Origin of the sequence: Rhodobacter sp. SY28-1 (assembly GCF_005222785.1) — a bacterium.
Lineage (GTDB): Bacteria > Pseudomonadota > Alphaproteobacteria > Rhodobacterales > Rhodobacteraceae > Tabrizicola.
Map to the genome: position 1 here is coordinate 980,454 of NZ_STGH01000003.1, position 13,066 is coordinate 993,519.

Consider the following 13,066-nt stretch of genomic DNA (forward strand, 5'->3'; position numbering starts at 1 on the left):
CTCGTGGACGGGCTGCGGAAAGGCTCTTGCCCGTCCTATGAAGCCGCCCTGAAACGAAGGAAGTCTGCATGCCTCTGTATGAGCATGTCTTCATCGCGCGTCAGGACCTGTCCAACGCGCAAGCCGAAGGCCTTATCGAACACTTCTCGACCGTCCTCGCGGACAACGGCGGCAAAGTCGTTGAGAACGAGTACTGGGGCGTCAAGACGATGGCCTACAAGATCAACAAGAACCGCAAGGGCCACTACGCCTTCCTGAAGTCGGACGCGCCCGCCGCTGCCGTTCAGGAAATGGAACGCCTGATGCGCCTGCATGACGACGTGATGCGCGTGCTGACCATCAAGGTCGACAAACATGCCGAAGGCGTGTCGGTCCAGATGCAGAAGCGCGAAGAGCGTGACGGCGACCGCGGGGATCGCGGTGACCGGGGTGGGTTCGGCGGTGAACGCCGTGAACGCCCGTCGTTCGGCGACCGCCCCGACCGTGGCGGTGATCGTGGCGACCGTCCGTCGTTCGGCGCTCCGCGTCGTTGATCTGAGAAAGGAATAGACCATGGCGAACAAGCCGTTTTTCCGCCGCCGTAAGGTTTGCCCCTTCTCGGGCGACAACGCTCCGGCGATCGACTACAAGGACACCCGTCTGCTGCAGCGCTACATCTCCGAGCGCGGCAAGATCGTCCCGTCCCGCATCACCGCAGTCTCGGCGAAGAAGCAGCGTGAACTGGCCCAGGCCATCAAGCGCGCCCGCTTCCTGGCCCTGCTGCCCTATGCCGTGAAATAAGGAGCGACGCACATGCAAGTCATCCTTCTGGAACGTGTGGCCAAGCTTGGCCAGATGGGCGAGGTCGTGAACGTCAAGGACGGTTACGCCCGCAACTTCCTGCTGCCGCAGGGCAAGGCTCTCCGCGCCAACGAGGCGAACGTGAAGTCGTTCGAGGCGAAGAAAGCCCAGCTGGAAGCCACCAACCTGGAAACGAAGAAAGAGGCCGAAGCCGTTGCTGCCAAGCTCGACGGTCAGGCGTTCATCGTGATCCGGTCGGCGTCGGACGCCGGTGCGCTTTACGGCTCGGTCACGCCGCGTGACGCGGCTGACGCTGCCACCGAGGCGGGCTTCACGGTCAGCCGCACCCAGGTCGTCCTCGACCGTCCGATCAAGGATCTGGGCCTGCACACGGTTTCCGTCCGTCTGCACCCGGAAGTCGCGGTGAAGATCAAGCTGAACGTCGCCCGCTCGCCCGAAGAGGCCGAGCTCCAGGCGTCGGGCAAATCGGTCGCCGAACTGGCAGCCGAAGCCGAAGCCCAGGCCGAGTTCGAGATCGCTGAACTCTTCGACGAAATGGGAGCAGCCGCGTCGGAAGAATAAGCTTTTCCTGTCAGGGATTTGCGAACCGCGTCCGGGAAACCGGGCGCGGTTTTTCTTTGGGCGAGGTCTTGTACAACAATCTTGACTTTTGTTGTACATCGCTCCATGTACAACAAACCAAACGATTGTTGCACAAGGAATGCTCCGCCACAGCCTGACCACCAACTCCGCCTACCTCGACCTCTTGCGCAGCCTGCAGGATGAACAGGCGTCGAACGTCAGGGGCACTCCAACCCGAGAAATGCGCAATGGCCGTGCCTACTGGTATGACGTCCACCGCGTCGGCACGACCGTCCGCAAGACCTATATCGGCGAGGACACACCCGACCTGGCCGACCGCCTGCGACGAACGCTGGCGCTCGCACAGGATCGACAAGCGCGCAGCCGGAGGCGGACGGAACTGGTCCGCACCCTGCGTGCTGCCGGCATGCTCGGCACGGACGCCTCGATCGGCTCGCTTCTGGCGACGATGGAACGGCTGGGCGTGTTCCGTCTTGGCGGGACACTCGTAGGCACCCAGGCCTTCCGGCTTTACGAAGGCGAACTCGGCATCCGCATCTCTGGCGACGAACTGGCCCAAACCGGCGATATCGACATTGCCCAATTCGAACGGCTGTCCCTTGCCTTGAGTGATCAGGTCGAAGAGCCACTTGCCGACGGCTTCCGAGCCCTCGACTTCGCGCCCGTCCCGTCCTTGGGCAGCCGTTCGATATGGAAATGGCGGCAGACCCGCTCTGACCTGATGGTCGAGTTTCTGACCCCCTCGTTCCGTCCCGAGGAGGACATCCGCGACCTGCCTGCGCTTGGCGTGGCAGCCCAGTCGCTCCATTTCCTGAACTTCCTGATCGCAGGTCCCATCAAGGCGGCTGCCCTCTACCGATCTGGGGTACTTGTCCAGATCCCTCGCCCCGAACGCTTTGCCGTCCACAAGCTGATCGTCGCGGATCGGAGGCGGGCCGGGGCAGACCAGATCAAATCCCGCAAGGACCGCGCCCAAGCCGCCCTCTTGATCGAAGCCCTGGCCGAGGACCGGCCCGACGAACTGCGCGAGGCGTATCAGGACGCAATGGAGCGCGGCCCCCAGTGGCGCGCACATATCGGGGCCACACTAAAGCGGATGCCCGAAACAGCGACAAAGCTTGCCGCGCTTTGACGGGGCGGTGTCGGCGGCAGGCAAGCCGCCTGCCCTGCCACAGCTAGCGTGGCGGGCATGAACCTGACAGCCACCCAGCGCGGTATCCTTGCCCTTGTCGTGGGCATCGCAGTCTTTTCGCTGCAGGACGTGATCCTGAAACGGCTGTCGGGCGATTATCCGCTGTATCAGGCGATGATTATCCGCAGCCTCACGGCGGTTCCGCTTCTCCTCATCATCGTACGGGTGCTGGATGGGCGGCTTACGACCATCACCACACCGAACTGGGGCTGGATGTTCGCACGCGGGTTCCTGAACTTCACCGCTTACACCGCCTATTACCTGGGCCTCGCCGCCATGCCGATGGCCGATACGGTGGCGCTCTTCTTCACCGCACCGCTTTTCATCACCATAGCCGCCGCGCTGGTCTTCAAGGAGCGGATCGGGGCGATGAACCTTCTGGCCCTCCTGGCCGGGTTCGCCGGAATGCTGATGATCTTCAACCCAAGCGCCAGCGTCTTTGACCCCGCCGCACTCCTCCCCGTCCTCGGTGCCTTCGGCTATGCCTTGACCCAGCTTGCAACCCGCGTCCTTGGCCGAACCGAGACGGCGGGGGCGATGACCTTCTGGGGGAACCTCACCTTTCTCGCCAGCGCGCTGGCCCTTGCCGCCGTCTTCGGATCGGGAGCCTATGACGGGGCCACCCACCCCTCGCTCGCTTTCCTCACGCGCGGCTGGCAGGCGATGCCGGTGCGGGACCTGCTGCTTTTCATGGCCTGCGGGCTGATCGCATCCATCGGCCTGTCGCTTCTGACCTACGCCTACCGCGTCGCGCCCTCGTCCTCGGTGGCACCTTTTGAGTACAGCTTTATCATTTGGGGCGTGCTCTGGGGCTGGCTGTTCTGGGCGCAGCTTCCGACCTCGTTGGCCTGGGGCGGCATCGCGCTACTGATCGGGGCGGGCCTCTTGGTCATCCGGGCCGAAGCGCAAAGCGAAAAGGCCGCACATGAAGGCGCGGCCTGATTTTCCCTGTCGGACCTGACCGGTCTCTTACATCTCGTCCAGCGCCTCGACGGCCTTCTGGAGCTTCTCTTTCGAGATCTCCTTCTCGGTCACTTTGGCGAGGCCGACGAGGTGGTCGACAACCTTGTCCTCGAAGACCGGCGCGCGCAGCTGCTGCTGCATCTGCTGGTTCTTCTGAACGAATTCGAAGAACTGACGCTCCTGCCCAGGATACTGGCGGGCAGCGGCCAGAACGGCCTGGGTCATCTCGGCATCGGTCACGGTGACCTCGGCCTTGCGGCCGATTTCGGCGAGGAGAAGGCCCAGACGCACGCGGCGTTCGGCCAGCTTCTTGTGCTCGTCCGTGGTCTCGATGTGGCCGTGATTGTGGCCATGCTCATGCGGGTTTTCTTCGTGCCAGAGCTGGTGGGCGATCTGGTTGGCTTCCGCCTCGACCAGGTTAGCGGGCAGGTCGAACTTGACCATGCCGTCCAGCTGGTCGAGGAGCGACCGCTTCAGCACTGCGCGGGCGGCGCCCTTGTATTCGGCTTCCAGACGCTCGGCGATCTGGGCCTTCAGGGCTGCCAGATCATCGGCACCGAACTTCTTGGCCAGCTCGTCGTCGATTTCCGCCGGTTTCGGTTCCTTAACCGCCTTGACAGTGCAAGCGAAGACTGCGGCCTTGCCGGCCAGATGGGCAGCGCCATAGTTTTCCGGGAACGACACGTTCACCGAAACCTCGTCACCGACCTTAGCGCCGACCAGCTGGTCCTCGAACCCCGGGATGAAGGACTTCGAGCCCAGCACCAGCGGATAATCCTCGGCCGAGCCGCCCTCGAACAGTTCACCGTCGACCGAGCCCTTGAAGTCGATCACGATCTGGTCGCCGTCCTTCGCCTTCGCGCCCTTCTTGCGGTCGTCGAACGACTGGGCCGAAGACGCGAGGTTGCCCAGCGCTTCCTCGATGGCCTTGTCGTCGGCCTTCACGATCAGGCGTTCCAGCTTGATCTTGCCCGCGTCGACGTCCGGGATCGGGGGCAGCGCGTCATAGGTCATCTCGACCACGACATCCTGGCCTTCTTTCCAGTTCTCGCCGCCGACCATCTTCACTTCGGGCTGCAGCGCCGGACGGTCGCCGGTCTTGTCGAAGTGATCCTTCATCGCGCCGTCGATGGCTTCCTGCATCGCATCGCCCAGGATGCGGGTGCCGAACTGCTTTTTCAGGATCGCCAGCGGGACCTTGCCCTTGCGGAAGCCCTTGATCTCGACCTCGGGCTGCGCCTCGATCAGCTTTTCCTGGACCTTCGCGTCCAGTTCCGCCGCCGTGACGGTAATGGTGTAGCCGCGCTTGAGGCCTTCGTTCAGGGTCTCGGTGACCTGCATGGGGGGACGTCCTTCCTCGATCTTTCGGGCGCGATTGCGCAATAGCCTATCGTCACAGGGCCGAAACCCCGCGCGCATTGGCGGGCCTGATAGCAAAGGTTTCCATCCGATGTAAGGGGGAATCCGCCATCCTGACTTGGGCGGAATGGTGCGGGTGAAGGGACTTGAACCCCCACGCCTTGCGGCGCCAGAACCTAAATCTGGTGCGTCTGCCAGTTTCGCCACACCCGCATGGGGGCCCTTCTAACAAAGGCCCGCCCCGGGCGCGAGAGGCAAAAGCGCCGCCCAAATCCCGCCACAACCCCAGCGGGATCAGGCCACAACTGCCCAGAAATGACCGAACTGGCATCGAATGCGGACCACAAACGGCTGCCAAACCTGTCCTGACTGAAGGAGAAGGGCAGGATCCGTGGACGCCAACGCACCATTTTCTCGATCTGCAGGTGGGGCCGGGGTGCCGCAAGCCCAGGGCATGCTCGCCGGAACCATGGTGCGCACCCTCGATGGCCTGATCCCCGTCGAATTCCTGACCCCTGGCGACCGGATCGTGACCCGTGCCGGCGCCCGTCGCCTGACCTCGGTTTCCGTCGTCGCGCGCAAGCAGGTCGATCTTGTCCGGGTCCGGGCCTCGACCATGGGCCATGACCGGCCCGATCAGGATCTTCTCCTGTCGCCCGGGCAACCCGTCCTGATCCGCGACTGGCGGGCCAAGGGGCTGTACGGTGTCGAGGTCGCGGCGATCCCTGCGGCGCGCCTTGCCGATGGTGAGTTCATCTGCGTCGAATCCCACCGCAACGCTCGGCTGTTCACCCTGCGCTTCGACGAGGACGAGGTAATCTATGCCGAAGGCCTTGAACTGGCCTGCCCCGCCTTCCTGCCGGAACTGGCCTGACGCTGCGTCGCTCTAGGCTTGCGCCCCGGATCGGCTAAGGTCCTGGGTCATGGACCCCTCACGGATCGCCACAGTCTTCGCCACGATGCGGGCCGGAAACGCCCAGCGCCGCCTGTCCTTTGGTCTGGCCGAACGGCGCGCCGCCCTCGACCGCCTGGCCGATGTCGTCCGCCGGAACGAGGCCGCGCTTATCGCCGCCCTGGCCACTGACCTCGGCCGGCCCGAGGCCGAGGCGATCCTGTCCGACTACCTTCCCGTCCTGCAGGAAATCGCCCATGCCCGCCGCCACCTGCGCCGCTGGATGCGGCCGCGCCGGGTCTGGCCGACGCTTTCCACCTTCGGCGCTTCTGGTCGGGTCGAGCGCCAGCCGCGCGGCACCTGCCTGATCATCGCACCCTGGAACTTCCCCTTCCAGTTGGCCATCGGCCCGCTTGTGTCCTGTCTTGCCGCTGGAAATGCCGCAATCGTCAAACCGTCCGAGATGACGCCTGCCACCAGCGCCCTGATCGCGCGCCTTTTGGCCGAGACCTTCCCCCCGGACCTTGTCACGGTAATTGAGGGCGACAAGACTGTGGCAGAGGAGCTTCTTGCCCTGCCCTTCGACCACATCTTCTTCACCGGCTCACCCGCCGTGGGCTGCGTTGTCATGACTGCCGCCGCCAAGACCCTCGCCTCGGTCACGCTGGAACTTGGCGGCAAATCCCCGGTCATCGTCGGCCCCGCTGCCAACCTGAAGCAGGCCGCCGACTGGATCACCTTCGGCAAGTTCCTGAACGCAGGTCAAACTTGCATCGCGCCCGACCACCTCTATGTCCACGCCTCGGTGCGCGAGCCCTTCCTGACCGCCCTCCGCGCCCGGATCGCACGGGCCTATGGCAACGGCGAAGCCAGCCCGCATCTGGCCAGGATCGTCTCCCCCGCCCATGCCCAGCGCCTTGCGGCCCTGATCTCGGACGCGGTCGAAAAGGGCGCCAGACCGCTTCTCGGTGGCACCCCTGACGGGCAGTTCCTGCCGCCACAGCTGGTCGAGGGCACCACGTCCGACATGCGCCTTTGTCAGGAGGAAATCTTCGGCCCGATCCTGCCGGTCCTGACCTACACCGACCTTGACGCCGTGCTTGCCGCCATCAACCACGGCGACAAGCCGCTGGCGCTGTACGTCTTCGACCGCGACGCGGCCCGCATCGAGAAGATCACCCGCGCCACCACCTCGGGCGGGGTGGGCGTGAACCTGACCCTGGTGCAGTTCACCCACCCGAACCTGCCCTTCGGCGGGGTTAACACCTCGGGCATCGGGTCGGCACATGGCGAGGCAGGCTTCCGCGCTTTCAGCCATGAACGCGCCGTCCTGCGGAACCGCTTTCTCCTCCTGCCGCTTCTCTTTCCCCCCTACACCGCCCGCGTGATGCGGCTCGTTGGACTGGTCAAGCGGGTCTTCGGATGAGCTTTCACTACATCATCATTGGCGCCGGGTCGGCGGGATGCGTCCTGGCAAACCGCCTGTCCACCGATCCCGCCACCCGGGTCTGCCTGATCGAGGCCGGACCACCCGACCGCAACCCGATGATCCACATGCCCTTCGGCCTGGCCGCACTGGCGCATATGCGCTGGCTGAACTGGGGCTACGAAACTGCCCCCGAACCCGAACTCGGGAACCGCCGCCTGTTCTGGCCGCGCGGGCGCGTGCTTGGCGGATCGTCCTCGATCAACGCGATGATCTACATGCGCGGCCATCCGCAAAACTACCGCGACTGGGCCGCCGCAGCCGGACCGGACTGGGACTGGCCCGTCGTGCGCGAGATATTCAAGGACCATGAGGACAACCGCGCGCTGGCCGACGACCACCACGGACTGGGCGGCCCGCTGACCGTCAGCAACCTGACCGCCCCGAACCCCCTGAGCCGGGCTTTCGTCCAGGCCGGGGCCGAATGTCAGATCCCGGTGAACCCGGATTTCAATGGCGCCGATCAGACGGGAGTCGGGCTTTATCAGGTCACCCAGCGCGAGGGTCGCCGGTTCAGCGCGGCACAGGCCTTCCTCGTCCCCGCCCTTGCCCGGCCGAACCTGACCCTGGTCACCGGCGCACAGGTACACCGCGTCCTGATCGAGAATCGTCGCGCCGTGGGCGTGGCCCTCGCCAACCGCGAGATCCGCCTGCGCGAGGGGGGCGAGGTCATCCTGTCCGGCGGCGCGATCAACTCGCCGCACCTCCTGATGCTGTCCGGCATCGGCCCTGGCGCGAACTTGCAGGACATGGGCATCCCGGTGATCCATGACGCGCCTCAGATAGGCGCGAACCTGGCCGACCATCTGGACATCACCGTCCAGGCCGCGCTGAAAACCCGGGACGCCATCGGCATCGCGCCAAGCTTCCTGCCGCGCGCCTTGCGGGCAACATGGGCCTACCTGCGCCGCGGTCAGGGAGAGTTCACCTCGAACGTGGCCGAGGCCGGGGGTTTTGTAACATCTGATCCTGCCAGGGACCGGCCGAACCTGCAGTTCCACTTCATCCCGGCCTACCTGCATGACCACGGACGACGGCTGTCTCTTGGCTATGGCCTGACGCTGCATGTCTGCGACCTTCTGCCGAAAAGCCGGGGGCGGATCACCTTGGCCGCGCCCGACCCGGTCGCCGCCCCCAGAATCGCGGCGAACTACCTCAGCCATCCCGATGACCTGCCGACCCTGCTGAACGGGTTGAAGATCGCCCGCAAGATCACGCAGGCCCCTGCCATGCAACGCTTCATTGCCCGGGAAACCCTTCCCGGCCAACAGCTTACGACCGACGCCCAGCTGGAGGCTGACATCCGGGCGCGGGCCGAGACGATCTATCATCCGGTCGGCACCTGCCGGATGGGCACCGATCCCGCATCGGTGACGGACCCGGCCGGACGTGTCCGTGGTGTGGATGGTCTTCGCGTCGTCGACGCCTCGCTGATGCCGCAGATCATCGCAGGCAACACCAATGCCCCCACGATGATGATCGCCGAAAACATCGCCCGGATGATGCTGGCGCCAGGGTCGTGACCCCGCGTCAGTGTCGCGAACTGTCATACAGCTTTTACAAACCTGCAATCTAAGCGTCACGCAGCAGGGCTAGAGCCAGCCCTACGCTGCCACCGATGGCCGCACGTTATGCAGGAGTGCACCCATGAAATCCATCCACCTGACCGCTTCGGTCCTGGCCTTCGCCGGCGCTGCCGCGATGCCGGCCGCTGCCCGTGACCAGATCCAGGTCACCGGTTCCTCGACCGTGCTGCCTTATGCCACCATCGTTGCCGAAGCCTTCGGCGAGAACTTCGACTTCCCGACCCCGGTCGTGGAAGGCGGCGGCTCGGGCGCTGGCCGCAAGAAGCTGTGCGAAGGCGTGGGCGAAACCACCGTCGACATCGCCAACTCGTCCAGCCGCATCTCGCAGTCGGATATCGACCTCTGCGCCCAGAACGGCGTCACCGAGATCATGGAAGTCCGCTTCGGCTATGACGGCATCGTCTTCGCCTCGGACGTGAACGGCGCCGAATTCGCCCTGACCCCGGCCGACATGTACAACGCCGTCGCCGAAACCGTGCTGAAGGACGGCGCTCTGGTCGCCAACCCGCACGCCCAGTGGGCCGAGTTCAACCCGGCATTGCCCGCTCAGGACATCCTGGTCCTGTCACCCGGCACCAAGCACGGCACCCGTGAAGTGTTCGACCAGAAGGTCATCATCCAGGGCTGTGAAGACACTGGCGCCATGGCGGCCTTCACCGCCTCGGGCATGGACGAAGACGCGACCGAAGCCGCCTGCATGAAGCTGCGCACCGACGGCCGCAACGTCGACATCGACGGCGACTACACCGAAACGCTGGCGCGTCTGGATGCAGACAAGCAGGCCATCGGCGTGTTCGGCCTGTCGTTCTACCAGAACAACACCGACAAGCTGCGCGTCGCCACCATGAACGGCGTCGTCCCCTCGGCAGAATCGGTTGCCTCGGGCGAATACCCGGTGTCGCGTCCGCTGTACTTCTACGTCAAGAAGGCCCACATCGGCGTGATCCCCGGCCTGAAGGAATACATCGAGTTCTTCGTATCCGATGACATGGCTGGCCCCGATGGCCCGCTGGCCGCCTATGGTCTGGTGTCCGACCCGGAACTGGCCGACACCCAGGCTGCCGTTGCCTCCGAGACCCCGATGGGTCCGCTCGAATAAGCTGAAACCGGGCGGGGCCTTCGCGGGCCCCGCCCTTTCCTTCCCGGCGGCAGTGTCGCCACGGTCCCTCTGGCCTTCGCAGGTTGACCCATGTCCGTCCTGATGATCCTTGCCACCGTCCTTGTCCTTGCGATCGCCGCCTTCCTGCTGTCGCGGCAACGCGCTCTCGCCTCGTCCGGCGGCAATCCCCGCGATCTGCATTCCCTTCCCGCCTACTACGGCTGGTACGGCGCGCTTTCGGTCCTGATCCCGGCGCTTGGCGCGCTGGTCCTTTGGCTGATCTTGCAGCCCATGGTGATCGAAAGCCGCATCTCTGCCGCCCTTCCCGACAGTCTGGTCGCCGACGCGACCCAGCGCGAATTGACGATGGCCGACGTCCGCCGCGTCGCCGGAGGCCTTGACGCGGCTGTCGAGCAAGGCGAGATGACCGCCGACGAAGCCGCGATGATCCGCACCGAATTCACCGATGTCCGCGACCGGCTGGCCAAGGTCGGCGTCGCCCTCGGCTCGAACGTCACCGCCCCCGTCCTTTCCGCCGCGCAGGACTACCGGGAGCTGGCCAGCTGGGGCGCAGCGGGCCGCACTGCCGTTGTCATTATCCTGGCAGCCCTCGGCCTGTTCTGGGGCGTCACCCGCGCCCACAAGGACTTCCGCGCCCGCAACCGGGTCGAACAGGTCATTCTCGGCCTTCTGATGGTCGCCTCGTCCATCGCGATCCTGACCACGGTGGGCATCGTCTGGTCCATGGTCAGCGAAACCTTCGACTTCTTCAGCAAGTATCCGATCCAGGACTTCTTCTTCAGCCTGACCTGGTCACCGAACTTCCGCGGCGGGTCCGAGCTTGGCATCCTGCCGCTGATCTGGGGCACGCTCTACATCACGCTTGTCTCGATGCTGGTCGCCGTCCCCATCGGCCTCTACGCCGCGATCTACCTGGCCGAATACGCCTCGAAGTCGGTGCGCAACTGGGTCAAGCCCCTGATCGAGATCATCGCGGGCATCCCGACCGTCGTCTTCGGCATCTTCGCCCTGGTCACCGTGGGCCCGGCACTCCGCGACTGGTTTGCCGAACCCCTGGGCCTTGGCAACTCCGGTTCTTCGGTCATGACCGCAGGGATTGTGATCGGCATCCTGAACATACCCTTCATCTCCTCGCTTTCCGACGACATCATCAACGCCGTGCCGCAGTCCCTGCGGGACGGCAGCCTGGGCCTTGGTGCCACCAAGTCGGAAACCGTGAAGCAGGTCATCCTGCCTGCCGCCCTTCCCGGTATCGTCGGCGCGATCCTCATGGCCGCCTCCCGCGCCATCGGCGAGACGATGATCGTCGTCATGGGCGCAGGTGCCGCCGCGAAACTGTCGCTGAACCCGTTCGAGGCGATGACCACGATGACCGTCAAGATCGTCGGCCAGCTGACCGGCGACACCGACTTCGCCGCGCCTGAAACCCTCGTCGCCTTCGCCCTCGGCATGACGCTCTTCGTCATCACCCTCGGCCTCAACATCTTCGCCCTCTGGATCGTCCGGAAATACCGGGAGCAGTACGAATGACCGACCTCACCGCAGCCTTCCCGGCCCCGAAACAGTCGATCCTGACGGCCAGCGACCAGATGCGCCGCCGCAATGCCGCCGAGACGCGCTTCAAGCTTTACGGCATCGTTGCGATCACCATCTCGTTGGTGATGCTGGCGATCATGCTCTTCACCATCCTGCGCGATGGCGTGTCCTCCTTCTACCAGGCGCGCCTCACCTTCCCGATGGAACTGACTGCCGCGACCCTTGACCCCCAAGGCAACCGCAACCGAGACGAAATGGCCAAGGTCACGACCGTCGGCTACCAGAAAGTCCTGGTGGCAGCATTCGCCTCGGAACTCGACCGCCGGGGCATCACGCAAGAGGGCGTGTCGGACAAGGAGATCGCCGAACTGATCTCGAAGGACGCTCCCGGCGAACTGCGCGCCCGTGTGCTTGCCAATCCCGAACTGGTTGGCACCACCATTGATGCATCTATCCTGGCCGCGGGCCGGATCGACGGCTACCTCAAGGGCCGCGTGACGCTCGAGACGGCCGAACGTGACAGCAACGTCACTCCCGACCAGCTGCGCCTTGCCGAACAGCTCCGCCAGTCCGGAATGCTGACCTCGTCGTGGAACTGGGGCTTCTTCACCAACCCAGACGCCTCCGACCAGCGCCCCGAGGCCGCGGGATTGGGCGTTGCCCTCATCGGCTCGGCCTACATGATGCTGATGGTTCTGGTGATGTGCGTCCCCGTGGGTGTCGCAGCCAGCATTTACCTTGAGGAATTCGCCCCCAAGAACCGCTGGACCGACGCGATCGAGGTCAACATCTCGAACCTTGCCGCCGTCCCGTCGATCGTCTTCGGGATCCTGGGCCTTGCGATCTTCATCAACTTTGCCGGGCTTCCCCAATCGTCTTCGGTTGTGGGTGCGCTGGTCATCAGCCTGATGACGCTGCCCACGATCATCATCGCAACCCGCGCCTCGATCCGGGCCGTGCCGCCGTCGATCCGGGACGCAGCCCTCGGGATCGGCGCGTCGAAGATGCAGACCGTGTTCCACCACGTCCTGCCGCTCGCCATGCCCGGTATCCTGACCGGCACGATCCTCGGGCTGGCCTCGGCCTTGGGCGAAACCGCGCCGCTCCTCCTGATCGGCATGGTGGCCTTTGTCGACAACTACCCCTCGGCACCGCCCGAAGGCTTCCTCGACCCGGCGACCGCGCTGCCCGTTCAGGTCTACTCCTGGGCCAGCCGCGCCGACCCGGCCTTCATCGAACGGTCAAACGGCGCGATCATCGTGCTTCTGGTCTTCCTCGTCATCATGAACGTCGCGGCCATCCTGCTGCGCCGCAAGTTCGAACGCCGCTGGTAAGGAAATGGATGCCATGAACGACATGACCCGCACCGGACTTGAGGCCGGAACGACAGCCGCCAAGATCTCGGCGACGGGTGTTCAGGTCTACTACGAGCAGAACCACGCGCTGAAGGACGTGTCGGTCGATATCCTCGACCGGGCCGTGACCGCCTTCATCGGGCCCTCGGGCTGCGGCAAGTCGACCTTCCTGCGCTGCCTGAACCGGATGAACG

13 protein-coding genes and 1 tRNA gene are annotated in these 13,066 nt (G+C 64.9%); 12 read left to right on the forward strand and 2 right to left on the reverse strand.

The window, feature by feature from the left end:
• Window positions 1-68 precede the first annotated feature (68 nt).
• From rpsF to E8M84_RS18985, 5 genes are all read left to right on the forward strand, one after another.
• The gene (gene rpsF / locus E8M84_RS18965; RefSeq protein ID WP_137112741.1) at window positions 69-533 is read left to right on the forward strand and encodes a 30S ribosomal protein S6; all 465 of its coding nucleotides are present in this window, start codon (window positions 69-71) and stop codon (window positions 531-533) included.
• 19 nt (window positions 534-552) lie between these two features.
• Window positions 553-780 carry a 30S ribosomal protein S18 gene (gene rpsR, locus E8M84_RS18970; RefSeq protein ID WP_103256213.1) on the forward strand — a complete coding sequence of 76 codons (228 nt, stop codon included), beginning with the start codon at window positions 553-555 and terminating at the stop codon, window positions 778-780.
• Window positions 781-792: 12 nt separating this feature from the next.
• Window positions 793-1,362 carry a 50S ribosomal protein L9 gene (gene rplI / locus E8M84_RS18975; protein WP_137112742.1) on the forward strand — a complete coding sequence of 190 codons (570 nt, stop codon included), beginning with the start codon at window positions 793-795 and terminating at the stop codon, window positions 1,360-1,362.
• Window positions 1,363-1,501: 139 nt separating this feature from the next.
• The gene (locus E8M84_RS18980; protein WP_137112743.1) at window positions 1,502-2,515 is read left to right on the forward strand and encodes a GSU2403 family nucleotidyltransferase fold protein; all 1,014 of its coding nucleotides are present in this window, start codon (window positions 1,502-1,504) and stop codon (window positions 2,513-2,515) included.
• A gap of 57 nt (window positions 2,516-2,572) precedes the next feature.
• A complete protein-coding gene (locus E8M84_RS18985) occupies window positions 2,573-3,517 on the forward strand; it encodes a DMT family transporter (RefSeq protein WP_137112744.1) in 945 nt (314 codons plus the stop codon).
• A 27-nt stretch (window positions 3,518-3,544) separates the two neighbouring features.
• Here the strand turns inward: E8M84_RS18985 and tig are convergent, their stop codons facing one another.
• Together tig and E8M84_RS18995 are read right to left on the reverse strand one after the other, a co-directional pair.
• Window positions 3,545-4,879 carry a trigger factor gene (gene tig / locus E8M84_RS18990; RefSeq protein WP_137112745.1) on the reverse strand — a complete coding sequence of 445 codons (1,335 nt, stop codon included), beginning with the start codon at window positions 4,877-4,879 and terminating at the stop codon, window positions 3,545-3,547.
• A 146-nt stretch (window positions 4,880-5,025) separates the two neighbouring features.
• Window positions 5,026-5,110 (reverse strand) — tRNA-Leu (locus tag E8M84_RS18995).
• Window positions 5,111-5,351: 241 nt separating this feature from the next.
• On the opposite strand from E8M84_RS18995, the gene E8M84_RS19000 reads away from it, so the two are divergent.
• From E8M84_RS19000 to E8M84_RS19030, 7 genes are all read left to right on the forward strand, one after another.
• Window positions 5,352-5,771 (forward strand): Hint domain-containing protein, encoded by a 420-nt coding sequence (locus E8M84_RS19000; protein ID WP_137112746.1) that lies wholly within the window; start codon window positions 5,352-5,354, stop codon window positions 5,769-5,771.
• A 49-nt stretch (window positions 5,772-5,820) separates the two neighbouring features.
• Window positions 5,821-7,215: an aldehyde dehydrogenase family protein gene (locus E8M84_RS19005; protein WP_137112747.1), complete on the forward strand. Its 1,395-nt coding sequence runs from the start codon at window positions 5,821-5,823 to the stop codon at window positions 7,213-7,215.
• Window positions 7,212-8,798, forward strand: a complete 1,587-nt coding sequence (locus E8M84_RS19010) for a GMC family oxidoreductase (protein WP_137112748.1) — start codon at window positions 7,212-7,214, stop codon at window positions 8,796-8,798. The genes E8M84_RS19005 and E8M84_RS19010 overlap by 4 nt, the downstream gene beginning before the upstream one ends.
• Before the next feature lie 124 nt (window positions 8,799-8,922).
• On the forward strand, window positions 8,923-9,960 hold the full coding sequence (locus E8M84_RS19015; protein WP_137112749.1) for a PstS family phosphate ABC transporter substrate-binding protein: 1,038 nt from the start codon (window positions 8,923-8,925) through the stop codon (window positions 9,958-9,960).
• A 90-nt stretch (window positions 9,961-10,050) separates the two neighbouring features.
• Window positions 10,051-11,511 carry a phosphate ABC transporter permease subunit PstC gene (gene pstC / locus E8M84_RS19020; RefSeq protein WP_137112750.1) on the forward strand — a complete coding sequence of 487 codons (1,461 nt, stop codon included), beginning with the start codon at window positions 10,051-10,053 and terminating at the stop codon, window positions 11,509-11,511.
• The gene (pstA, locus tag E8M84_RS19025; protein WP_137112751.1) at window positions 11,508-12,851 is read left to right on the forward strand and encodes a phosphate ABC transporter permease PstA; all 1,344 of its coding nucleotides are present in this window, start codon (window positions 11,508-11,510) and stop codon (window positions 12,849-12,851) included. Before pstC ends, pstA begins: the two co-directional genes overlap by 4 nt.
• A 13-nt stretch (window positions 12,852-12,864) precedes the next feature.
• On the forward strand, window positions 12,865-13,066 hold a 202-nt coding region (locus E8M84_RS19030; RefSeq protein ID WP_137112752.1), incomplete at its 3' end, for an ATP-binding cassette domain-containing protein.

What these genes read in the sequence shown, in the direction of transcription:
- rpsF (WP_137112741.1), top strand. Translation starts at nt 69, where the DNA reads ATGCCTCTGTATGAGCATGTCTTCATCGCGCGTCAGGACCTGTCCAAC.
- rpsR (WP_103256213.1), top strand. Translation starts at nt 553, where the DNA reads ATGGCGAACAAGCCGTTTTTCCGCCGCCGTAAGGTTTGCCCCTTCTCG.
- rplI (WP_137112742.1), top strand. Translation starts at nt 793, where the DNA reads ATGCAAGTCATCCTTCTGGAACGTGTGGCCAAGCTTGGCCAGATGGGC.
- E8M84_RS18980 (WP_137112743.1), top strand. Translation starts at nt 1,502, where the DNA reads ATGCTCCGCCACAGCCTGACCACCAACTCCGCCTACCTCGACCTCTTG.
- E8M84_RS18985 (WP_137112744.1), top strand. Translation starts at nt 2,573, where the DNA reads ATGAACCTGACAGCCACCCAGCGCGGTATCCTTGCCCTTGTCGTGGGC.
- tig (WP_137112745.1), bottom strand. Translation starts at nt 4,879, where the DNA reads ATGCAGGTCACCGAGACCCTGAACGAAGGCCTCAAGCGCGGCTACACC.
- E8M84_RS19000 (WP_137112746.1), top strand. Translation starts at nt 5,352, where the DNA reads ATGCTCGCCGGAACCATGGTGCGCACCCTCGATGGCCTGATCCCCGTC.
- E8M84_RS19005 (WP_137112747.1), top strand. Translation starts at nt 5,821, where the DNA reads ATGGACCCCTCACGGATCGCCACAGTCTTCGCCACGATGCGGGCCGGA.
- E8M84_RS19010 (WP_137112748.1), top strand. Translation starts at nt 7,212, where the DNA reads ATGAGCTTTCACTACATCATCATTGGCGCCGGGTCGGCGGGATGCGTC.
- E8M84_RS19015 (WP_137112749.1), top strand. Translation starts at nt 8,923, where the DNA reads ATGAAATCCATCCACCTGACCGCTTCGGTCCTGGCCTTCGCCGGCGCT.
- pstC (WP_137112750.1), top strand. Translation starts at nt 10,051, where the DNA reads ATGTCCGTCCTGATGATCCTTGCCACCGTCCTTGTCCTTGCGATCGCC.
- pstA (WP_137112751.1), top strand. Translation starts at nt 11,508, where the DNA reads ATGACCGACCTCACCGCAGCCTTCCCGGCCCCGAAACAGTCGATCCTG.